Annotated in this window: 19 protein-coding genes; 14 read left to right on the plus strand and 5 right to left on the minus strand. The window is 71.8% G+C overall.

The window, feature by feature from the left end; all coding sequences use genetic code 11:
• The first annotated feature begins 19 nt into the window (after nucleotides 1-19).
• From ACIGAQ_RS17140 to ACIGAQ_RS17155, 4 genes are all read left to right on the plus strand, one after another.
• On the plus strand, nucleotides 20-1,402 hold the full coding sequence (locus tag ACIGAQ_RS17140) for an APC family permease (protein WP_399783558.1): 1,383 nt from the start codon (nucleotides 20-22) through the stop codon (nucleotides 1,400-1,402).
• Between the two features lie 65 nt (nucleotides 1,403-1,467).
• Nucleotides 1,468-2,676, plus strand: a complete 1,209-nt coding sequence (gene xseA, locus ACIGAQ_RS17145; protein ID WP_399783561.1) for an exodeoxyribonuclease VII large subunit — start codon at nucleotides 1,468-1,470, stop codon at nucleotides 2,674-2,676.
• 9 nt (nucleotides 2,677-2,685) lie between these two features.
• A complete protein-coding gene (locus ACIGAQ_RS17150) occupies nucleotides 2,686-2,931 on the plus strand; it encodes an exodeoxyribonuclease VII small subunit (protein WP_094055096.1) in 246 nt (81 codons plus the stop codon).
• A gap of 170 nt (nucleotides 2,932-3,101) precedes the next feature.
• The gene (locus ACIGAQ_RS17155) at nucleotides 3,102-3,692 is read left to right on the plus strand and encodes a malonic semialdehyde reductase (RefSeq protein WP_311679750.1); all 591 of its coding nucleotides are present in this window, start codon (nucleotides 3,102-3,104) and stop codon (nucleotides 3,690-3,692) included.
• A 77-nt stretch (nucleotides 3,693-3,769) separates the two neighbouring features.
• Here ACIGAQ_RS17155 and ACIGAQ_RS17160 read toward each other — a convergent pair whose 3' ends face one another.
• The gene (locus ACIGAQ_RS17160) at nucleotides 3,770-4,294 is read right to left on the minus strand and encodes a DUF4245 domain-containing protein (RefSeq protein ID WP_311679752.1); all 525 of its coding nucleotides are present in this window, start codon (nucleotides 4,292-4,294) and stop codon (nucleotides 3,770-3,772) included.
• A 127-nt stretch (nucleotides 4,295-4,421) separates the two neighbouring features.
• Here ACIGAQ_RS17160 and glpX point away from each other — a divergent pair, with 127 nt between their 5' ends.
• Nucleotides 4,422-5,456 (plus strand): class II fructose-bisphosphatase, encoded by a 1,035-nt coding sequence (gene glpX / locus ACIGAQ_RS17165; protein ID WP_094055093.1) that lies wholly within the window; start codon nucleotides 4,422-4,424, stop codon nucleotides 5,454-5,456.
• An 87-nt stretch (nucleotides 5,457-5,543) separates the two neighbouring features.
• Here glpX and ACIGAQ_RS17170 read toward each other — a convergent pair whose 3' ends face one another.
• Nucleotides 5,544-5,921, minus strand: a complete 378-nt coding sequence (locus ACIGAQ_RS17170) for a WhiB family transcriptional regulator (protein WP_311679755.1) — start codon at nucleotides 5,919-5,921, stop codon at nucleotides 5,544-5,546.
• A gap of 114 nt (nucleotides 5,922-6,035) precedes the next feature.
• A complete protein-coding gene (locus tag ACIGAQ_RS17175) occupies nucleotides 6,036-6,731 on the minus strand; it encodes a DUF1707 domain-containing protein (RefSeq protein ID WP_311679757.1) in 696 nt (231 codons plus the stop codon).
• Nucleotides 6,732-6,912: 181 nt separating this feature from the next.
• Here ACIGAQ_RS17175 and ACIGAQ_RS17180 point away from each other — a divergent pair, with 181 nt between their 5' ends.
• The 4 genes from ACIGAQ_RS17180 to ACIGAQ_RS17195 all read left to right on the plus strand — a co-directional run bounded on the left by ACIGAQ_RS17180 (nucleotide 6,913) and on the right by ACIGAQ_RS17195 (nucleotide 13,280).
• The gene (locus tag ACIGAQ_RS17180; protein WP_399783567.1) at nucleotides 6,913-8,583 is read left to right on the plus strand and encodes a fumarate hydratase; all 1,671 of its coding nucleotides are present in this window, start codon (nucleotides 6,913-6,915) and stop codon (nucleotides 8,581-8,583) included.
• Between the two features lie 77 nt (nucleotides 8,584-8,660).
• A complete protein-coding gene (locus ACIGAQ_RS17185; RefSeq protein WP_399783570.1) occupies nucleotides 8,661-10,064 on the plus strand; it encodes a class II fumarate hydratase in 1,404 nt (467 codons plus the stop codon).
• A gap of 83 nt (nucleotides 10,065-10,147) precedes the next feature.
• Nucleotides 10,148-10,840 (plus strand): DUF402 domain-containing protein, encoded by a 693-nt coding sequence (locus tag ACIGAQ_RS17190; protein ID WP_362278413.1) that lies wholly within the window; start codon nucleotides 10,148-10,150, stop codon nucleotides 10,838-10,840.
• Between the two features lie 301 nt (nucleotides 10,841-11,141).
• Nucleotides 11,142-13,280, plus strand: coding sequence for a SpoIIE family protein phosphatase (locus ACIGAQ_RS17195; RefSeq protein WP_311679766.1), 2,139 nt, complete (start codon nucleotides 11,142-11,144; stop codon nucleotides 13,278-13,280).
• 60 nt (nucleotides 13,281-13,340) lie between these two features.
• On the opposite strand, the gene ACIGAQ_RS17200 is transcribed toward ACIGAQ_RS17195, so the two are convergent.
• Nucleotides 13,341-15,629: a transglycosylase domain-containing protein gene (locus ACIGAQ_RS17200; RefSeq protein WP_399783574.1), complete on the minus strand. Its 2,289-nt coding sequence runs from the start codon at nucleotides 15,627-15,629 to the stop codon at nucleotides 13,341-13,343.
• Nucleotides 15,630-15,890: 261 nt separating this feature from the next.
• Here ACIGAQ_RS17200 and ACIGAQ_RS17205 point away from each other — a divergent pair, with 261 nt between their 5' ends.
• The 5 genes from ACIGAQ_RS17205 to ACIGAQ_RS17225 all read left to right on the plus strand — a co-directional run bounded on the left by ACIGAQ_RS17205 (nucleotide 15,891) and on the right by ACIGAQ_RS17225 (nucleotide 20,753).
• Nucleotides 15,891-16,826 carry an SPFH domain-containing protein gene (locus ACIGAQ_RS17205; RefSeq protein ID WP_399783577.1) on the plus strand — a complete coding sequence of 312 codons (936 nt, stop codon included), beginning with the start codon at nucleotides 15,891-15,893 and terminating at the stop codon, nucleotides 16,824-16,826.
• Nucleotides 16,823-17,089 carry a hypothetical protein gene (locus ACIGAQ_RS17210; protein ID WP_399783580.1) on the plus strand — a complete coding sequence of 89 codons (267 nt, stop codon included), beginning with the start codon at nucleotides 16,823-16,825 and terminating at the stop codon, nucleotides 17,087-17,089. Before ACIGAQ_RS17205 ends, ACIGAQ_RS17210 begins: the two co-directional genes overlap by 4 nt.
• A gap of 126 nt (nucleotides 17,090-17,215) precedes the next feature.
• Nucleotides 17,216-17,740: a PadR family transcriptional regulator gene (locus ACIGAQ_RS17215; RefSeq protein WP_311679774.1), complete on the plus strand. Its 525-nt coding sequence runs from the start codon at nucleotides 17,216-17,218 to the stop codon at nucleotides 17,738-17,740.
• On the plus strand, nucleotides 17,737-18,426 hold the full coding sequence (locus ACIGAQ_RS17220; protein ID WP_399783583.1) for an ABC transporter ATP-binding protein: 690 nt from the start codon (nucleotides 17,737-17,739) through the stop codon (nucleotides 18,424-18,426). The genes ACIGAQ_RS17215 and ACIGAQ_RS17220 overlap by 4 nt, the downstream gene beginning before the upstream one ends.
• Complete coding sequence (locus tag ACIGAQ_RS17225; protein ID WP_399783586.1) at nucleotides 18,423-20,753, plus strand: ABC transporter permease; 2,331 nt, start codon at nucleotides 18,423-18,425, stop codon at nucleotides 20,751-20,753. The genes ACIGAQ_RS17220 and ACIGAQ_RS17225 overlap by 4 nt, the downstream gene beginning before the upstream one ends.
• Nucleotides 20,754-20,778: 25 nt before the next feature.
• Here the strand turns inward: ACIGAQ_RS17225 and ACIGAQ_RS17230 are convergent, their stop codons facing one another.
• Nucleotides 20,779-21,723, minus strand: coding sequence for a LysR substrate-binding domain-containing protein (locus tag ACIGAQ_RS17230; protein WP_399784594.1), 945 nt, complete (start codon nucleotides 21,721-21,723; stop codon nucleotides 20,779-20,781).
• Nucleotides 21,724-21,847 lie beyond the last annotated feature (124 nt).

Consider the following 21,847-nt stretch of genomic DNA (forward strand, 5'->3'; position numbering starts at 1 on the left):
AAGGCGGAGGCGGGCCACGATGGCGAAGACGGGGGCGCGGGCCCGCGCGGTCGACGGGGAACACGCGCTGCGGCGCAGTCTGGGCTTCCGGGACCTGGTCGTCTACGGGCTGCTGTTCATCGCTCCGATGGCCCCGGTCGGCGTGTTCGGCACGCTGGACGCGAAGTCGCACGGCGCGGTGGCGCTGGTGTACGTCGTCGCGACGGTCGCGATGGCGTTCACCGCGTTCAGCTACGCCCAGATGGTCCGGGTCGTCCCGCAGGCGGGTTCGGTGTTCGCCTACGCGCGCGCGGGGCTCGGGAAGGAGGCCGGCTTCGTCGCCGGCTGGATGGCGATGCTGGACTACGTCCTGATCCCGGCGGTGGCGTACCTGTTCTGCGGGGTCGCCATGAACGCGCTGGTCCCCGAGGTGTCCCGGTGGGTCTGGTCGGCGCTCGCGGTCGCCGTGACGACGCTGCTGAACCTGTGGGGTGTCCGGGCGGCGGCCCGGGTGGGCTTCCTGGTGCTGGTGCTGGAGGTCGTGGTCCTGGTCGTCTTCGTCGTGGCCGCGCTGGTGGTGCTGGCCCGCGACGGTGCCGAGCGGGGCTGGCTGTCGCCGCTGTCGGGGGACGGCACGCAGGGCGCGTTCGCGGTGTCGGCGGTGCTCGGGGCGGTGTCGGTGGCGGTGCTGTCGTATCTGGGGTTCGACGCGATCGCCTCGTTCGCGGAGGAGGTCACCGGCGGCTCGGCGAAGATCGCGCGGGCGCTGCTGTTCTGCCTGGCGCTGGCGGGTGTGCTGTTCGTCGCGCAGACGTATCTGGTGGCGCTGCTGGAGCCGGTGTCGTCGGCGCGGCTGGCGGCGGAGCCGGGGCGGCAGGGGACGGCGTTCTACGACACGGTGGACGCCTCGGTCGGCACCTGGCTGCACGACCTGGTCGCGGTGAGCAAGGCGATCGGCGCGGCGTTCGCGGCGCTGGCCGGGCAGGCCGCGGCGGCTCGGCTGCTGTTCGCGATGGGCCGGGACCGGCGGCTGCCGCGCGTGCTGTCCCGGACCAGTGCCGGGGTGCCGCGGGTGGCGTTGCTGTGCGCGGCCGTGGTGACGCTGGTGGCGGCGGTGTGGGCGGCGCGCCACGACGACGGGATGGACCAGCTGGTGTCGGTGGTGGACATCGGCGCGCTGACCGCGTTCACGCTGCTGCACGCGAGCGTGGTGGGCTGGTTCGTGGTGAAGCGCCGGGGCGGCGCCGTGAGCTGGTGGCGGCATCTGCTGGTGCCGGTGCTGGGAGCGGCGATCACCGTCGCCGTGATCGTGGAGGCATCCGGCTCGGCCCAGGTGGTCGGCGCGGTGTGGCTGGCGGCCGGGCTGGTGGTGCTTCTCGTCCAGGAACGCCGCGGCACTACGACTCCGCCCGCGGCGGACTGACCGGCCCCGCCCCGCGCCGCGGCCGGTGAACCGCGTTGTCAGCGGTGGCCACTACGCTCGCGGGCATGGCTGTGAACACGACTCCGGAATCCCCGCTGCCCGTCGGCGAGGTGTCGCGGCTGATCGGGGGGTGGATCGACCGGCTCGGGGCGGTGTGGGTCGAGGGGCAGATCACGCAGTTGTCGCGGCGGCCGGGTGCCGGTGTGGTGTTCCTGACGTTGCGGGACCCGTCGCACGACATCTCCGTCAGCGTCACCTGCTACCGGCAGGTGTTCGACGCCGTCGCGGACGTCGTGAGCGAGGGAGCCCGGGTGGTCGTCCTGGCGAAGCCCGAGTGGTACGCCCCGCGCGGGCAGCTGTCGCTGCGGGCCGCCGAGATACGGCCCGTCGGGGTCGGGGAGCTGCTGGCGCGGCTGGAGCAGCTGAAGAAGGCGCTCGCGCGGGAGGGCCTGTTCGCGCCGGAGCGCAAGAAGCCGCTGCCCTTCCTGCCGCAGCTGATCGGATTGGTCTGCGGCCGGGCCTCGGCGGCGGAGCGGGACGTGCTGGAGAACGCCCGGCACCGCTGGCCCGCCGTGCGTTTCGAGGTGCGCAACGTGGCCGTGCAGGGCGTGCACGCGGTGCCGCAGGTCGTGCAGGCCGTGAAGGAGCTCGACGCGCTCGACGACGTCGACGTGATCATCGTCGCCCGCGGCGGCGGCAGCGTGGAGGACCTGCTGCCGTTCTCCGACGAGCAGCTGATCCGCACGGTCGCGCAGTGCCGTACGCCCGTGGTGTCGGCCATCGGCCACGAGCCGGACAACCCGCTGCTGGACCACGTGGCCGATCTGCGTGCCTCGACCCCGACCGACGCGGCCAAGAAGGTCGTGCCGGACGTCGGCGAGGAGTACGAGCGCGTACGGCTGCTGCGGGACCGGGCGCGGCGCTGCGTGGCGGCGCTGCTGGACCGGGAGGAGCGCGGCCTGGCGCACGCGCTCGCCCGGCCGTCGATACAGGATCCGCACCGGATGATCGACGAGCGGGCCGACCAGGTGGCGGACCTGCTCGACCGCGGCCGGCGCTGCCTGCGGCACCAGCTGGACCGCGCCGACTCCGAGCTGACGCACACGCACGCGCGCGTGGTGGCCCTCTCCCCCGCCGCGACGCTCAAGCGCGGGTACGCCGTGCTCCAGCGGGCGGACGGGCACGCCGTCCGCGACCCGGGCGAGGTGGCGGCCGGTGAGGTCCTGCGCGCGCGGGTCTCCGAGGGTGAGTTCTCCGTACGAGTCGACACATAGGGTGGGTGGATGACCAGCGAGGTGGAGCAGGCGCCGGGCACGGACGAGGCGCTCGGGTACGAACAGGCGCGGGACGAGCTGATCGAGGTCGTCCGCCGGCTGGAGGCGGGCGGTACGACGCTGGAGGAGTCCCTGGCGCTCTGGGAGCGCGGCGAGGAGCTGGCCCGGGTGTGCCGGCGCTGGCTGGAGGGGGCGCGGGCGCGGCTGGACGCGGCGCTGGCGGAGGAGGCCGCGGAGGGCGAGGACGCCGAGTAGCGCGGCCGGGTCCCCGCTGCGGGGCCCCGGAGATCACTGGGTGACGCACTGTGAAGCCGATCACCACACCCCGGATTTAGTTGAACGTTGAACTTCATTGGCGTACTGTCGCAGACGTCAGCCGGTCCGGCACCCCGGACCCGACGTACACCCCGAGAAGGTTTTCGTTCATGTCTCTCGTTCTTGACCCCGCAGCCCAGGACCTCCTGTTCCGCGAGGCCCGCACCGCCAACACCTTCACCGACGAGCCGGTGACGGACGAGCAGGTGCAGGCGATCTACGACCTGGTCAAGTACGGCCCGACCGCCTTCAACCAGACCCCGCTGCGCATCACGCTGGTCCGCTCCCCCGAGGCCCGCGAGCGCCTGGTCGGTCACATGGCCGAGGGCAACCGGGCCAAGACCGCGAGCGCCCCGCTGGTCGCGATCCTCTCCGCGGACAACGAGTTCCACGAGGAGCTGCCGCACCTGTTCCCGGCCTTCCCGCAGGCCAAGGACGCCTTCTTCGCCGAGCGTCCGGTGCGCGAGAGCGCCGCCGCGATGAACGCCGCGCTGCAGGCCGCGTACTTCATCGTCGGTGTCCGCGCCGCCGGTCTGGCCGCCGGCCCGATGACCGGCTTCGACTTCGAGGGCGTGCGCAAGGAGTTCCTGGACGACGACCACACCCCGCTGATGGTCGTCAACATCGGCCGCCCGGGCCCGGACGCCTGGTACCCGCGCTCCCCGCGCCTGGAGTTCGACCAGGTCGTGACGACCGTCTGAGCCACGGACGGCGTCCGCGCCGCACCGCTGCGAGGAAGGCCCCCGGCACGGTCGCCGGGGGCCTTCCTCGTGCGCGGTCACTTCGTCTGCAGCGCCTGCGCCATCTTCGTCAGCTGCGCGAACGAGGCGGTGCCCGTCACGACCGTGGTCGAGCCCTCGGTGCCCTCCAGCACCAGCGCGTCGTACCGGCCGCCCTCCCAGCGGGTCCACGTCCGGCCGTCGATCTTCTCGGTCCTGTCGGTCTCCCGCGCACCCTGCGTCGCCTCGTCGAGGAAGACGGGCCGCCGCTGAGTGGACTGCTGGACCGCCACGTACTCCCCCTCGGGGTCGTGGAACCCGAGGTGCCAGGTGTCGAAGTCGTCGGCCCGGTAACGGACGGAGGTGGCCTTCCACGCCCCGGGCAGGCCCTCGGGCGCGGCCACGGGGTACGGGGCGGCGCGGCGTGCCGTGAGCAGCTCGATCCGGTAGTCGACGCGCTTGAGGTCGGGTTCGCTGTCGTCGTGCGGGATGAAGAGGTACATGACGCCCGCCACGAGGATGATGACCCCGAGGGAGAGGATCATGTCCCGCGCCGTCTTCTGCTTGCCGTTCGTGCCTGCCACGCCCCCTATCGTCGCAGGTCCCTGCTGCGCTCATCCGTGGGGGGCCCTGCTCATTTTGCGGGCTCGGAGATAGAGTCGGGCGACAAAGCCCTCATCCGGCCGTCGTCGTACAGAAAGGTGCGCTCCGATGACCGAGCATCATCACTTGCCGTCCGAACTCGATGTGCCCTCCGAGGCCCCCGACCGCAACCTCGCCCTGGAGCTGGTCCGGGTCACCGAGGCGGCGGCGATGGCCGCGGGCCGCTGGGTCGGACGCGGTGACAAGAACGGCGCCGACGGTGCCGCGGTCCGCGCCATGCGGACCCTCGTCTCCACCGTCTCGATGAACGGTGTCGTCGTGATCGGCGAGGGCGAGAAGGACGAGGCCCCCATGCTGTTCAACGGGGAGCGCGTGGGCGACGGGACCGGGCCCGAGTGCGACATCGCCGTGGACCCGATCGACGGCACCACGCTGACCGCCAAGGGCATGACGAACGCGATCGCGGTGCTGGCCGCCGCCGAGCGCGGGTCGATGTTCGACCCGTCCGCCGTCTTCTACATGGACAAGCTCGTCACCGGCCCCGAGGCGGCGGACTTCGTCGACATCGACGCGCCGGTGTCGGTGAACATCCGCCGGGTCGCCAAGGCCAAGCGGTCCGCCCCCGAGGACGTCACGGTGGTGATCCTGGACCGGCCGCGGCACGAGGGCATCATCAAGGAGATCCGGGACACCGGGGCGCGCATCAAGCTGATCTCCGACGGTGACGTGGCCGGCTCGATCCTGGCGCTGCGCGAGGGCACCGGCGTCGATCTGCTGCTCGGCATCGGCGGCACCCCCGAGGGCATCATCTCGGCCTGCGCGGTCAAGTGCCTGGGCGGCACCATCCAGGGCAAGCTGTGGCCGAAGGACGACGAGGAACGGCAGCGGGCGATCGACGCGGGCCACGATCTCGACCGGGTGCTGACCACCGAGGACCTGGTGACCGGGGAGAACGTGTTCTTCGTGGCGACCGGGATCACGGACGGGGAGCTGCTGCGCGGGGTCCGCTACCGGGCCGAGACGGCGACGACCGACTCGATCGTGATGCGCTCGCGCTCGGGCACGGTGCGCAGGATCGATTCGGAGCACCGGCTCTCCAAGCTGCGGGCGTACAGCGCGATCGACTTCGACAAGGGGAAGTAGCACCCCAGGGCGTTCCGCCCGGCTCCACACAGAGAAGCAGGGCGTCCCCGGTGCGGTGGGGGCGCCCTGCTCCGTGCTGTTCGGAAGTCAGCCGGCGGCCGCTATCTGGTTCGCCGAGCGGGCCGCCTTCTTCAGCTCCAGGTCGCGGCGGCGGCGCCGGGCCAGGACCACGCGGCGCTCGGCCGCCGTGAGGCCGCCCCAGACGCCGTAGGGCTCGGGCTGGAGCAGGGCGTGCTCGCGGCATTCGACCATGACCGGACAGCGGGCGCAGACCCGCTTGGCCGCCTCCTCCCGGGAGAGCCGGGCGGCGGTGGGCTCCTTGGAGGGGGCGAAGAACAGGCCCGCCTCGTCGCGCCGGCACACCGCCTCGGTGTGCCACGGGGCGTCCTGGTCCCTGTCTCGCGCTGGCACCCGCGGGGCCGGAACGGCAGCGACCTGCAGGGACGAATGCGGCGGTTGCAGCACGGTCTACTCCTGACGACGGCTTCGCGAGCGAGAGACGATGCAGCAAGGCCTACCCGCTGTGCGCGCGCCTATGCACTGAGTTCCGAACCGCCGCTTCCGGTTGCTGCGCGACCGTCAGTGCCCGAGGTGCTTGCGCAGACTCCGGTCGACCTTGCGCTGCACCCGGTCCAGGATGTCCGCGACGAGCTTGCCGCGCTTGGGCCGCGCCTCGACGCTGCCCAGGACGGCCCAGCCGTCGACGTAGACCACGGGGGCCTCCGGTTCGCCCGAGTCGAGGGTGGCGACCTCGAAGCTGCCGAGCACGCCGCCGCCGATGCCGCGCAGGGACACGTTCTCCGGGACGCGGATCTCGACGCTGCCGAAGACGGCGTAGGACTTGATGACGACCTGCTGGTGGTTGTAGAGCGCCTCGCTCAGGTCGATCTCGACACTGCCGAAGATCGCGTAGGCGTGGATCCGGCGGCCCGCGCGCCAGCGGCCCTTGCGGACGGCGCTGCTGAAGATCGCGACCACGTTGTCGTCCGGCTCGACCGGGATGGCGCCGGCCGTGGGGCGGTGCGGCGCCGGGGCGGGGGCGGGGCGCGGGCCGTGCGCGGCGGGCAGGTCCCGGATGAAGACCTCCAGTTCACCCACCGTCTTGGCGCGCAGCACCCCCTCGACGCGCTCGGCGTGCTCGTCCGCGGTGAGACGGCCCTCGGCGAGGGCGTCGTGCAGGATGTCGGCGATGCGGTCGCGCTCGGCGTCGGAGGCGCGGAGCTCGGAGACGGCGGGGCCGGTCTGCGGGTGAGGGTCCTGCTTCTGAAGGTCCACGGCAGCAGCGTACCGAAACACGATAGATCGCGACACCCCCCGGCCCGGCTTCCCCCGAGCCGGCGCGGAGGTGACGAACTGAGCCTTACCTCACAAGCTCGCCGTCAGTGGCAGGTTCTACGCTGGTTGGCGCTCGCCAAAGGAGGCGGGCCGCCGTCCGTAGAGTGAGGAATGGGCTGAGATGCCTGAGTTCGCGTACACCGATCTGCTCCCCCAGGGAGAGGACACCACCCCCTACCGGCTGGTGACCTCCGAGGGTGTCTCCACGGTCGAGGGGCCGGACGGACGGACCTTCCTCCAGGTGGAGCCGGAGGCGCTGCGCAAGCTCGCCGAGGAGGCCGTCCACGACATCCAGCACTACCTGCGCCCGGCCCACCTCGCGCAGCTGCGCCGGATCATCGACGACCCCGAGGCGTCGGGCAACGACAAGTTCGTGGCGCTGGACCTGCTGAAGAACGCGAACATCGCGGCGGCGGGCGTGCTCCCCATGTGCCAGGACACGGGCACGGCGATCGTGATGGGCAAGCGCGGGCAGAACGTGCTCACGCAGGGCCGTGACGAGGAGGCCCTGAGCCGCGGCATCTACGACGCCTACCAGAACCTGAACCTGCGCTACTCGCAGATGGCCCCGCTCACCATGTGGGAGGAGAGGAACACCGGCTCCAACCTCCCCGCGCAGATCGAGCTGTACGCGACCGACGGCGACGCCTACAAGTTCCTCTTCATGGCCAAGGGCGGCGGCTCGGCCAACAAGTCGTTCCTGTACCAGGAGACGAAGGCCGTCCTGAACGAGTCCTCCATGATGAGGTTCCTGGAGGAGAAGATCCGTTCCCTCGGTACGGCCGCCTGCCCGCCGTACCACCTGGCGATCGTCGTCGGCGGCACGTCCGCCGAGTACGCGCTGAAGACGGCGAAGTACGCCTCCGCGCACTACCTGGACGAGATCCCCGCCGAGGGCTCCGAGCTGGGGCACGGCTTCCGGGACAAGGAGCTGGAGCAGAAGGTCTTCGAGCTGACGCAGAGGATCGGCATCGGCGCGCAGTTCGGCGGCAAGTACTTCTGCCACGACGTGCGCGTGGTGCGCCTGCCCCGGCACGGCGCGTCCTGCCCGGTCGCCATCGCCGTCTCCTGCTCCGCGGACCGCCAGGCCGTCGCGAAGATCACCGCCGAGGGCGTCTTCCTGGAGCAGCTGGAGACGGACCCGGCGCGCTTCCTGCCGGAGACCACCGACGAGCAGCTCGACGACAGCGGCGACGTGGTGAAGATCGACCTCAACCAGCCGATGGAGACGATCCTCGCGGAGCTCACCAAGTACCCGGTGAAGACCCGGCTCTCGCTGACCGGCCCGCTGGTCGTGGCGCGCGACATCGCGCACGCCAAGATCAAGGAGCGGCTGGACGCGGGCGAGGAGATGCCGCAGTACCTGAAGGACCACCCGGTGTACTACGCCGGCCCGGCCAAGACGCCCGAGGGCTACGCGTCGGGCTCGTTCGGCCCGACGACGGCCGGCCGGATGGACTCCTACGTGGAGCAGTTCCAGGCGGCGGGCGGCTCCAAGGTGATGCTCGCCAAGGGCAACCGCAGCAAGCAGGTCACCGACGCGTGCCACACCCACGGCGGCTTCTACCTGGGCTCGATCGGCGGCCCGGCCGCGCGCCTGGCCCAGGACTGCATCAAGAAGGTCGAGATCGTCGAGTACGAGGAGCTCGGCATGGAGGCCGTCTGGAAGATCGAGGTCGAGGACTTCCCGGCGTTCATCGTCGTCGACGACAAGGGCAACGACTTCTTCCAGGACCCGGCCCCGGCGCCGACGTTCACGTCCATTCCGGTACGCGGTCCCGGACTCGCCTGACGACGACGGTGACGAATCGCCTCCACGGGGAACAGTGGTCGCGGCGCTGACGCTGTGACACGTGGAGGTGATCGTCGATGACCGACGAGCAGGACAGGACCGAGTACCGCACCGAGCACGACTCCATGGGCGAGGTACGGGTGCCCGCGCACGCCAAGTGGCGGGCCCAGACCCAGCGGGCGGTGGAGAACTTCCCCGTCTCCGGGCAGCGCATCGAGCGCGCGCACATCGAGGCCCTCGCCCGGATCAAGGGCGCGGCGGCCAAGGTCAACGCCGAGCTGGGGGTCCTGGACAAGGACGTCGCCGAGGCGATCCAGGACGCGGCCGGCGAGGTCGCCGAGGGCCGGTGGGACGAGCACTTCCCCGTCGACGTGTTCCAGACCGGGTCCGGAACCTCGTCCAACATGAACACCAACGAGGTCATCGCCACCCTGGCCACCGAGCGGCTCGGGCGCCCCGTGCACCCGAACGACCACGTCAACGCCTCCCAGTCGTCCAACGACGTCTTTCCCTCCTCCCTCCACATCGCGGCCACCGCCGCCGTGACGCGGGACCTGATCCCCGCCCTGGAGCACCTCGCCGCCGCCCTGGAGCGCAAGGCGGAGGAGTTCGCCGACGTCGTGAAGTCGGGGCGGACCCACCTGATGGACGCCACGCCCGTGACGCTGGGGCAGGAGTTCGGCGGGTACGCCGCCCAGGTGCGCTACGGCGTCGAGCGGCTGCGGGCCTCCCTCCCCCGGCTCGCCGAACTGCCGCTGGGCGGTACGGCCGTCGGCACCGGCATCAACACCCCGCCCGGCTTCTCCGCCGCCGTCATCGAGGAGGTCGCCCGCGCCACCGGGCTGCCCCTCACCGAGGCACGGAACCACTTCGAGGCGCAGGGCGCCCGGGACGGCGTCGTCGAGACCAGCGGGCAGCTGCGGACCATCGCGGTCGGACTGACGAAGATCGCCAACGACCTGCGCTGGATGGCCTCCGGGCCGCGCACCGGCCTCGCCGAGATCGCGCTGCCCGACCTCCAGCCCGGCTCGTCGATCATGCCGGGCAAGGTGAACCCGGTCATCCCGGAGGCGGTGCTCATGGTCGCCGCCCAGGTCATGGGCAACGACACCACCGTCGCCACGGCCGGCGCCGCGGGGAATTTCGAGCTCAACGTGATGCTGCCGGTCATCGCGAAGAACGTGCTGGAGTCCGTCCGGCTGCTCGCCAACGTCTCCCGGCTGCTCGCCGACCGGACCGTGGACGGCATCACCGCCGACCGCGAGCGGGCGCGGGAGTACGCGGAGTCCTCCCCCTCGGTCGTCACGCCGCTCAACAAGTACATCGGGTACGAGGAGGCCGCCAAGATCGCCAAGAAGTCCTTGGCCGAGCGGAAGACGATCCGTCAGGTCGTGCTGGACGGCGGGTACGTGGAGCGCGGGGACCTGACCCTGGAGCAGCTCGACGAGGCCCTGGACGTCCTGCGGATGACGCGTCCGTGACCACAGGTGGCGCACGTACGCCCGGCGCGTGAACCGTGACACGCGCCGCAGCGTCGTATGCCCATGGCACCTAATATCTGTCCATGGCGGAGGGCGGAGCGGTGAGACGCGAGGCAAAGGGCGGTGCGACGGGCTTCTGGGCGCCCGGGAGCCGGATCCTGTGGCGGTACCGGGAGAACGGCGGCACGCACATCCACATCGCGCGTCCGGTCACCGTCGTCCGGGACGACGCGGAGGTGCTCGCCGTGTGGCTGGCGCCCGGCACCGAGTGCGTGAAGCCCGTGCTGGCCGACGGCACGCCGGTGCACCAGGAGCCGCTGGAGTCGCGCTACACCAAGCCCCGCACCGTGCAGCGCGACCGGTGGTTCGGCACGGGCGTGCTCAAGCTCGCCCGGCCCGGCGAGCCCTGGTCGGTCTGGCTGTTCTGGGAGCCGGGCTGGCGGTTCAAGAACTGGTACGTGAACCTGGAGCAGCCGCTGGCCCGTTGGGAGGGCGGCGTCGACTCCGAGGACCACTTCCTGGACATCTCCGTCCATCCCGACCGCAGTTGGCACTGGCGGGACGAGGACGAGTTCGCCCAGGCCCGGCGGGACGGGCTGATGGACGACCAACAGGCGGAAAGGGTACGGACCGCGGGGCGGGCCGCGGTGGAGGTGATCCGGGCCTGGGGGCCGCCGTTCTCGGAAGGCTGGCAGCACTGGCGCCCGGATCCGTCCTGGGGGGTACCGTCACTGCCGGAGGACTGGGATCGTACGCCCGCGCACGTGTCCTCATGAGACCCTTGATGCGCCCCCGGGCAAGAAACGTAGGATCGTCCTCCGCAAGGGCGCGCGGCGGCAACTACCGGAGCACGCGCTGAGCTTGACCGATCGTCACCGAGGGGCGGCAGGACGTGAGCGAGGGGTACGAGGGCAACACCGGCAGGGCCTGCGTCGTGGGCTCCACGGGCCGCGGACGGCCCGCCGGTGGCACAGGAACAACCTCTGACCACGCGGGAATTCCGTTCCTGGGGCACGTATTCCGGGTATCGGAGTTTCGGCGGGACCAGCTGCACACCTGGCGTGCAGCCCCGGACGGATGGATTCGACACGCGTGACGGAGCAGCCGACCTCCTTCGAACGCCCCCAGACGGGCGTCGACCCCGCGGACCCCCGCGGGGCGCTCGTGCATACCTCGACACCGGCGCGTGCGCCCGGCGCCTTACCGGTCCAGGGCCGCTGCGGCGGCGACGTCACCGTTCCGGTCTCGACGGCCCACACCCCGCCGGGCACGTCGCAGCCGGACACCTCCACGCCGTTCGGCAAGGGCAAGGACACCGTGAGCGACCCCGCCTCCGAGCACTCCCAGCCGGGTGCCGAGCAGACCGCCGAGCGCGACGCCCCCCGGCCGCGCCCCGCCCCCGAGGGCATCCCGCTCCAGCCGGCCGACGAGCAGGACCGGCAGGCGGCGACCGGCGACGGGCAGGAGCGGCGCACCGGCCAGAGTCTGCCCCCGGGCCGGCCCACGCCCATGCGGCGCGACGGGGACCGGCTGCGGTTCGTCGGGGCCGCCACGCGGCGCATCGCCCGCGGCATCGACCTGGACGAGATCGTGATGGGGCTGTGCCGGGCGACCGTGCCGACCTTCTCCGACGCGATCCTGGTGTACCTGCGCGACCCGCTGCCCGTCGGCGACGAGCGGCCCACCGGCCCGCTGGTGCTGCGGCTGCGCCGCACCGACCGGATACCGGCGGAGCGCGACACCGAGAACGGCTTCCTGCCGGCCGCGCAGCCCGAGCCGAACGAGCTGGACTCGGTCGGCGCCGAACTGTGCGAGGTCCGGCCCGGCAGCGCGCTCGCCGAGGTGCTGCGGGGTGTGCGCCCGGTGTTCACCGACGCCCCCGCGGCCCGTGCCGCCCTGCCGGAACTGCTCGGCGAGGGCGGCGAGTTCGCCGTACCGGACGGGCAGCGCGCCATTCTCGCGCCGCTGCGCGGCCGGCGCCGGGTGATCGGTGCCGCCCTGTTCCTGCGCCGCCCCGAGCGCATCGCCTTCGAGCCGGACGATCTGCTGGTGGCCGCCCAGCTCGCCACGCACAGCGCCCTCGGCATCGACAAGGCGGTGCTGTACGGCCGCGAGGCCTACATCGCGGACGAGCTGCAGCGCACGATGCTGCCGGAGACACTGCCCCGCCCGACGGGCGTGCGGCTCGCCTCCCGCTATCTGCCCGCCGCCGAGACGGCCCGGGTGGGCGGCGACTGGTACGACGCGATCCCGCTGCCGGGCAGCCGGGTCGCCCTGGTCGTCGGTGACGTGATGGGCCACTCCATGACGTCGGCCGCCATCATGGGCCAGCTGCGCACGACGGCCCAGACGCTCGCCGGCCTGGACCTCCCCCCGCAGGAGGTCCTGCACCACCTCGACGAACAGGCCCAGCGCCTCGGCGTGGACCGGATGGCGACCTGCCTGTACGCGGTCTACGACCCGGTCTCGCACCGCATCACCATCGCCAACGCCGGTCATCCGCCGCCCGTCCTGCTCCACCTGGGCGGCCGTGCCGAGGTGCTGCGCGTGCCGGCCGGTGCGCCCATCGGGGTCGGCGGCGTCGACTTCGAGGCGGTGGAGCTGGACGCCCCGGCCGGGGCGACGCTGCTGCTGTACACCGACGGCCTGGTCGAGTCGCGCCTGCGGGACGTGTGGACCGGCATCGAGCAGCTGCGGGAGAAGCTCGCCGCGACCGCGCAGCTCACCGGTCCCGACCACCCGCCGCCCCTGGAAGCGCTGTGCGACGAGGTGCTCGACATGCTCGGCCCGGGCGACCGGGACGACGACATCGCGCTGCTCGCCGCCCGGTTCGACGGGATCGCGCCCAGTGACGTGGCGTACTGGTTCCTGGAGCCGGAGGACGCCGCTCCCGGCCGGGCCCGCCGGCTGGCCCGGCGCGCGCTGCAGCGCTGGGGCCTGGAGGAGCTGAGCGACTCGGTGGAGCTGCTGGTCAGCGAGGTCGTGACGAACGCCGTGCGGTACGCGTCCCGGCCGGTGACCCTGCGGCTGCTGCGCACGGACGTGCTGCGCTGCGAAGTGGGTGACGACGTCCCGCAGCTGCCGCGGCTGCGGCAGGCCCGTGCCACCGACGAGGGCGGGCGTGGCCTGTACCTGGTGAACCGGCTGGCCCGGCGGTGGGGCGCGACCCGGCTCAGCACGGGCAAGGTGGTGTGGTTCGAGCTCAACCGCGGCTGAGCCGCCGCACGGACGGACGAAAGGGCGCCCGGTGCACACCGGGCGCCCTTCGTGTGTGCCCTACTCGTCCTCGTCCGGCTTGATCGGGTCGAACGGGCCACCGCCGTCGTCCGGCGGGGTCGTCGACGGCTTCGTCGGCGGGGTGGAGGCGGGCGGGGACGACGACGGCTTGGTCGGCGGGATGGTGGACGGCTCCTGCGTGGTCGGCGGCGGGGACGACGACGGCGCCTCAGTGGTCGGCTCCTGGCTCGGCTCCCGGGTGGGCGACTGGGACGGTGTCGGTGTCCACGTGGGCCGGACGGCCGCGCCCTGCCGTGTGTCCAGGTCGAACCTGTCGACGTCGCCCATCACGCCGAAGGTGTACGCCGCCCAGATCTGCGCCGGGAAGCCACCGCCGTTGACCCGGGGCTGCCCGCCCGCCTTGTACATCGGGACCTGGGCATGGGTCTTGGGGTCCTCGCCGAACAGGCCCACCGAGGTGACCAGGTCGGGCGTGTAGCCGACGAACCAGGCCGACTTGTTGTTGTCGGACGTACCCGTCTTGCCGGCGACCGGCTGGCCGTCGCGCAGGGGGTTGTCGCGCACGGACGCCCGGGCGGTGCCGTCGTCGACCACGCCGGTCAGCACCGAGGTCACCGAGTCTGCGGCCTCGCGGCTGATGACCTCGTCGCCGACCGGGTCGGGCATGGTCACGGTCCGGTTCAGGTGCTCGGCCGACTTCAACAGGGCCGGGGTGACCTTCTTGCCGTGGTTGTCGAGGGTCGCGTAGACCCCGGCCATCTCCAGCGGGCTGGCGCCCATGCTGCCGAGGGTCTGCGCGGGCACGGCCTCCATGTTCTCGGTGTCCATGCCGAGCCTGCCGGCGACCTTCACGACCTCGGACATGCCGACGTCGACGCCCATCTGCGCGAAGACGCTGTTGACGGACTTGTTCATGGCCGTCTGGACGGAGATCGGGCCGTAGTCCGCGTCGTCCTCGTTCTCGGGGGCGAAGCCGACCTTGCTGCCGTTGTCGACGACCGGGCGCTTGCTGGTGCCGTCGTAGATCGTGTCGGCGGTGATCGGCTTGCCGTCCTGCGTCCGGGCCCGCTCCTCCAGGGCCGCGGCCAGGATGACCGGCTTGAACGTGGAGGCGGGCTGGTAGTCGGAGCGGGTGGCGTTGTTGGTGTAGTGCTTGAAGTAGTCCTCACCGCCGTACATCGCGACCACCGCGCCGGTCTTGGGGTTCACGGACACGGCTCCGGCCTGGACGGCCCCGTCGACCTTGCGCTTGCCGGGGTCGAGCTTGCTGGTGAGCTGCCGCCGGACGGACTTTTCCAGCGCCGCCTGCTTCTTCTTGTCGATGTTCAGTGTGAGGGTCCAGCCGCCGGCGTTGACCATCGCCTCGGCCTCCTTGGCGCTGTCGGCGGCGCCCTCGGCGACCAGCTGTCGCTCCAGGGCCGCGTTGGCCGCGTTGACCAGGTAGCCCTTCTGGCCCTCCATGCCCGGGGCGGGCTTGGGGTCCTTGGGCACCGGGAACTTCATCCCGGCGCGCTTGGAGGCGCTGAGCCAGCCCTCGTCGACCATGTTGTCCAGGACGTAGTTCCAGCGCGCCTTCACCAGTTTCTTGCCGTTGTCCGAGGCGACGGCCCAGTCGTACTGGCTGGGGGCCTGGAGCAGCGCGGCGAGGTAGGCGCCCTGCGCGACGGAGAGCTTCTCGGCGTCGGTGCGGTAGTAGGCCTGGGCGGCGGCCTGGATGCCGTAGGCGCCCCGGCCGTAGTAGCTGGTGTTGATGTAGCCGGCGAGGATGTAGTCCTTGGACTTCTCCCGGTCCAGCTTCAGCGAGATGACCAGTTCCTTCAGCTTGCGCGTGACCGTCTGTTCCTGCGTCAGGTAGTAGTTCTTGACGTACTGCTGGGTGATCGTCGAACCGCCCTGCGCGCCGCGCCCGGCCACGGTGTTGAACAGGCCGCGTGCGGTGCCCTTGAGGTCGACGCCGGCGTCCTTGTAGAAGGTCTTGTTCTCGGCGGCGACGAAGGTGAGGCGGACGTCCTTCGGGACGCGGGCCAGGTCGACGACCTCGCGGTTGACCTTGCCGTCGCGGGCCATGATCGAGCCGTCGCTGTACTGGTAGATGTTGCTCTGCCGCTTGGCGTCGGCGTTCCCCTCGGGGATGTCGATCACCATGTACAGCACGATGAAGGCGCCCATCCCGAGCAGGCACAGGCCGAGGAAGGTGCCGAGGATCTTCTTCCAGGTGAAGAGTCTGCGTATGCCGCTCTTCCCGGCCGTGCCCGACGAACGGCGGCGCTTGGGTGCCGCCCGGCGCCCACCGCGCTGTCGGGCGCGTCTTTCTTCCGCTCGTCCCATGGGTCCGATCCGCTCCGCTTCGTTCATGTGTGCTCACATGTCACACAGGTTCGCCGCTCAGGTCAGCTCAGAAAGCTAACACCGGGAGATAAGAGAAAGGGCCGCCGATCCGGGTCTTTGCGGACGTGACAATCAGCACCCATCCCACCGGAACCGACGTACGAGACACGTGTGGGGTTGCCATGGCGGGGTAAAGTGATATCACTTAGCTAGACAGAAGCTATGCAGAAGCGGCTTCTCGGAGAAACCGGGGGATCACCCATGACGACACACGACGCCCAGGTCACAGCGGACGTGCCCGAGATGCCGGCGCCCCGCGTCCGCGAGTTCGCCGCGCACAGCATCGGCGGCGGGCTCGCCCTGCTGCTCGGCCTGCTCGGACTGCTGGCCGGTGCGGGTTTGATCGCGGCCGCCACGACGGTCTCCGCGACCGGCGCCGAGGTGGCCCTGATCATCGGCGGCATCCTGGTCGCGCTCGCGGCGTTCCTCGCGATGTGCGGGCTGAACATGGTCGCGCCGGGCGAGGCCCGCGTGGTCCAGCTGTTCGGCCGGTACCGGGGGACGATCCGGCAGGACGGCCTGCGCTGGGTGAACCCCTTCACCTCGCGCACGAAGATCTCCACCCGCGTGCGCAACCACGAGACGGCGGTGCTGAAGGTCAACGACGCCTACGGCAATCCGATCGAACTCGCCGCGGTCGTGGTCTGGCGCGTCGAGGACACCGCCCAGGCGACGTTCGAGGTGGACGACTACATCGAGTTCGTCTCCACGCAGACGGAGGCGGCCGTGCGGCACATCGCCATCGAGTACCCCTATGACGCCCACGAGGAGGACGGCCTGTCGCTGCGCGGCAACGCCGAGGAGATCACCGAGAAGCTCGCGGTCGAGCTGCACGCGCGCGTGGAGGCGGCCGGCGTGCAGATCATCGAGTCGCGCTTCACGCACCTGGCCTACGCCCCCGAGATCGCCTCGGCGATGCTCCAGCGGCAGCAGGCCGGAGCGGTGGTCGCGGCCCGGCGGCAGATCGTGGAGGGCGCCGTGGGCATGGTCGAGTCGGCGCTCGCCCGGATCACCGAGCAGGACCTCGTGACCCTCGACGAGGAGCGCAAGGCCGCGATGGTCTCCAACCTGATGGTGGTGCTGTGCGGCGACCGGGCACCGCAGCCGGTCCTCAACGCCGGGACGCTCTACCAGTGACGGCTCGTTCCGAGGGTTCCCCCTCCCCGCGGCGGCCGCAGCAGCGCAAGCAGGTGCTGCTGCGGCTGGACCCGGCGGTGTACGAGGCGCTGGCGCGGTGGGCCGGGGACGAGCTGCGGTCGGCGAACGCGCAGATCGAGTTCCTGCTGCGGCGGGCCCTGGCCGAGGCGGGGCGGCTGCCGCGGGAGACCGGCCCGCTGCCCCGGCGGGGCCGGCCGCCCGGCTCGCAGGGCGGCTCCCCGCCCGCGCCCCCGCAGGCCTGAACGGACCGGGGGGGGCTGTTGCGGAACCGTGACAAGCCCCCGCGACCTGCGCGGGCGCACACCCCGCCATGATCTGCACACTCGGCGTATACATCCCGCGTATACACACCGTGTACAGTCCTCGTCATGTCCATCGGTCACACTCTCCTGGGGCTCCTGGAGTCCGGCCCGCGCCACGGTTACGACCTGAAGCGGGCCTTCGACGAGAAGTTCGGTCACGACCGGCCGCTCCACTACGGCCAGGTCTACTCGACGATGTCCCGCCTGCTGAAGCACGGGCTGGTCGAGGTCGACGGCATCGAGGCCGGCGGCGGTCCCGAGCGCAAGCGGTACGCCATCACCGAGGCCGGCATCACCGACGTCGAGCGCTGGCTCGCGACGCCGGAGAAGCCCGAGCCGTACCTGCAGTCGGCCCTGTACACCAAGGTCGTCCTCGCACTGCTCACCCACCGCGACGCCGCCGACATCCTCGACACGCAGCGCTCGGAGCACCTGCGCAGCATGCGCATCCTCACCGACCGCAAGCGCAAGGGCGACCTCGCCGACCAGCTCATCTGCGACCACGCGCTGTTCCACCTGGAGGCGGACCTGCGCTGGCTGGAGCTGACCGCGGCGCGTCTGGACAAGCTCCGCGAGGCGGTGACCCGATGACGATTCCCGCCGGCTCCCTGCTCACCGCCCAGGACCTGCGCAAGGCCTACGGGCCGACCACCGCGCTCGACGGTGCCGAGTTCTCCATCCACCCGGGCGAGGTCGTCGCCGTGATGGGCCCGTCCGGGTCGGGCAAGTCGACGCTGCTGCACTGCCTGGCCGGGATCGTCCCGCCCGACTCCGGCTCGATCACGTACAACGGGCGCGAGGTCACCGCGATGAGCGATGCCGAGCGCAGTGCGCTGCGGCGCTCGGAGTTCGGCTTCGTGTTCCAGTTCGGGCAGCTCGTGCCGGAACTGACCTGCGTGGAGAACGTGGCCCTGCCGCTGCGGCTGAACGGCTCCCCCCGCAAGGAGGCCGAGAAGGCGGCCCTCGCGTGGATGGAGCTGCTGGAGGTGGACGACCTGCGCCGCAAGCGGCCGGGTGAGGTCTCCGGCGGTCAGGGGCAGCGGGTCGCCGTCGCCCGGGCGCTGGTGACCAACCCGCGGGTCGTCTTCGCCGACGAACCGACCGGCGCGCTCGACTCCTTCAACGGCGAGCGAGTGATGGAACTGCTCACTGACGCCGCCCGGTCGGCCAGCACGGCCGTCGTGCTCGTCACGCACGAGGCCCGGGTGGCCGCGTACTCCGACCGCGAGATCGTCGTACGGGACGGGAAGTCCCGGGACATGGAGCGCGTCGTATGAACGTCCGGCAGTGGGTGCGGGACCTGGCCCTGGGGATGCGGTTCGCCCTCGCGGGCGGGCGTGAGGGGTGGACCCGGGCGCTGCTCACGGCCGTCGGCGTCGGGCTCGGCGTGGCGCTGCTGCTGCTCACCACCGCCCTGCCGAACGCGCTGACGGAACGCGACCGGCGCGAGGAGGCCCGCAGCGACCACACGCTGGGCCAGCAGGAGATGCCGAAGGCCGACGACACCCTGGTCGTGCTGGACGCGGACACCACGTTCCGCGACCGGGACGTGCGCGGGCGCCTGCTGGAGCAGGAGGGCCCCGAGGCCCCGCTGCCGCCGGGGCTCTCGGGGTTCCCGGCCGCCGGCACCATGGTCGTCTCCCCCGCGCTGAAGGAACTGCTCGCGTCCGGCGAGGGGAAGCTGCTGCGGGAGCGGCTGCCCTACCGGATCACCGGCACCATCGGCGAGCAGGGGCTCATCGGCTCGCAGGAACTCGCCTTCTACGCGGGCGGCGAGAAGCTGGCCGACCGGCTCGGCTCCGGCACCGCGGGCGCGCGGATCGACAGCTTCGGCAACCCGGACCTGGGCTCGCCCGACCCCTGGGACCCGGTGCTGCTCCTGCTGGTCCTGGTCGTCTTCGTGGTGCTGCTGATGCCGGTCGCCGTGTTCATCGCGGCCGCCGTGCGGTTCGGCGGCGAGCGGCGCGACCGCAGGCTCGCGGCGCTGCGACTGGTCGGCTCCGACGGCCGGATGACCCGGCGGATCGCCGCCGGCGAGGCCCTCGCCGGATCCGTGCTGGGACTCGTCCTGGGCACCGGCTTCTTCCTGCTCGGACGTGAACTCGCCGCCTCGGTGGACGTGTTCCACGTCAGCGTCTTCCCGAGCTATCTGAACCCCTCCCCCCTGCTGGCCGCGCTCGTCGCGCTGGCCGTGCCGACGGCCGCGGTGCTGGTGACCCTGTTCGCGCTGCGCGGAGTGGTCATCGAGCCGCTCGGCGTGGTGCGCACGGCCAGGCCCGCACGGCGCCGGCTGTGGTGGCGGCTGCTGCTGCCGCTGGGCGGGCTGGCGATGCTCGCCCCGATGATCGGGCAGGGCGACGACGGGGGCACCTTCAACCAGTACCTCGTGGTCGGCGGCGTGATGCTGCTGCTCGTCGGCGTCACGGCCCTGCTGCCCTGGGTCGTCGAGACGGTCGTGGCCCGGCTCGGCTCGGGCGGGGTCGCCTGGCAGCTGGCCGTGCGCAGGCTCCAGTTGAGCAGCGGCGCGGCGGCCCGCATGGTCAACGGCATCGCGGTGGCGGTGGCCGGCGCGATCGCGCTGCAGATGCTGTTCGCCGGCGTGGAGGGCAGCTACACCGCCGCGTCGCGCTACGACGTGTCCCGCGCCCAGATGCAGGTGCGCGTGCCCGACCGTCTCGACGGCGCCTCCGTCGCCGGGAAGTTCCGCGACACCGAGGGTGTCCGCAAGGTCACCGCTCTGTCGGAGGCCTACGTCTCCGGCCGGGGCGCCGACGCGGAGTCCATCGTCCAGATCACCCTCGGCGACTGCGCCTCGCTGCGCGAGGTGGCCACCCTGCCCTCCTGCCGCGACGGTGACGTCTTCGCCGTCCGCGGCGCGGAGTACGACACCGACACGATCAAGCTGGGCAAGCCGGGCAAGACGCTGTGGCTGGACGCCGGGGACCGGCCCGGCAAGGACGTCTCCTGGACCGTGCCGCGGGACATCCGGCGGGCCGAGTCCCGCGAGGACCCGACCGGCACCGAACGCGGCGGCATCCTCATCACGCCGGGCGCGGACTCCTCGGAGCTGGCCTCGCTCGCGCAGCAGGAGCTCTACCTGAGCCTCTCCCCCGGCGAGCCGAACGCCTACGAGTACGTGCGCAACACCGCGGCCCGGATCGACCCCACGGTCGACCCGATCGTCTGGCACGCCGTGGAGCGCAACGAGCGCTACGCCACGATCCGTACCGGCCTGCTCGTCGGCGCCGCGGCCGTGCTGGCGCTGATCGGGGCGAGCCTGCTGGTCTCGCAGCTGGAGCAGTTGCGCGAACGCCGCAAGCTGCTGTCGTCCCTGGTCGCCTTCGGCACCCGGCGCCGCACCCTCGGCCTGTCGGTGCTGTGGCAGACGGCGATCCCGATCGGGCTGGGCCTGCTGCTGGCCGCGACGGTGGGCATGGCCCTGGGGGCGGTCCTGCTGCGGATGGTGAACCTGTCCGTCCGGATCGACTGGCCGAGTGTGCTGTCGATGACCGGGATCGGCGCGGGCGTCGTCCTGGCGGTGACGCTGCTGAGCCTGCCGCCGCTGCTGAAACTGATGCGGCCGGACGGGCTGCGCACCGAGTAGGCCCCACGTCCGGGCCGGGACGGCGTCAGGCGTCCCGGCCCAGGACCCGTACGGGCAGCGGCCGCAGCGCCTCGCGCAGGGCGGCCGCCAGTTCCTCGTACTCCGCGGCGCGCGCGGCCCCCGCCCGCATCGCCAGGGCGACCCGGCGGCTGGGTGCCGGGTCGGCGAAGTAGCCGGTGAGGAGCTGGTTGCTGCGCGAGGTCTCGACCTTGACGGCCGTGCGCGGCAGCAGCGTCACCCCGAGCCCGCCCGCCACCAGCTGCACCAGCGTGGACAGTCCGGCGGCGGTCGTGGTGACCGGCACGTCGTCGCGGCCGGCCTCCCGGCAGATGTCGAGGGCCTGGTCACGCAGGCAGTGCCCCTCGTCGAGCAGCAGCAGGTTCAGTTCGCGCAGCGCCTCACGCGGGATGCCCTCGCGGCCGCCGAGCCAGTGGTCGAGCGGGGTGACGAGCACGAAGTCCTCGTCGAACAGGGGCAGTTCCACCACTCCCGGGACGCCCAGCGGCACGGCGAGCAGCAGCAGGTCGAGACGCCCGGCGGCCAGACCGTCGAGCAGGTTGGCGGTCTGCTCCTCGTGCACCTGCAGATCCAGGTGCGGATAGCGCTCGTGCACGAGCCGCAGCACGGTCGGCAGCAGATACGGCGCCACGGTCGGGATCACCCCGAGCCGCAGCACGCCGGTGAACGGCGCCCGCACCGCCTCGGCCTCCTCCATCAGCGCGCCCACCTCGGCCAGCACCGCCTTGGCCCGTACGGCGATCCGCTCGCCCTCGGGCGAGAGCAGCACCTTGCGCGTCGTACGCTCGAGGAGCGTCACTCCGAGTGTCTCCTCCAGCGCCGAGACGGCGCCCGACAGGGCGGGCTGGCTCATGCCGATCGCCCCCGCCGCGTCCCGGAAGTGCAGATGCTCGGCGACCGCCGCGAACGCCCGCAGCTGGGCCAGGCTCGGCTGCCTGCGCTTACTACCCACCGTCACTGATAACTACCTCCGATCAACCCGACCGAGTGTAGCTATTTCCGTAATCAATCGACGCTGTGCCAACATCAACACCGTCCAACCCATGGGAAACGCCCGCAATCCGGGAGTTTCTTCG

The sequence above is a fragment of the Streptomyces sp. NPDC085932 genome (assembly GCF_044540525.1).
In the GTDB taxonomy this organism is placed as follows: Bacteria; Actinomycetota; Actinomycetes; order Streptomycetales; family Streptomycetaceae; genus Streptomyces; species Streptomyces levis.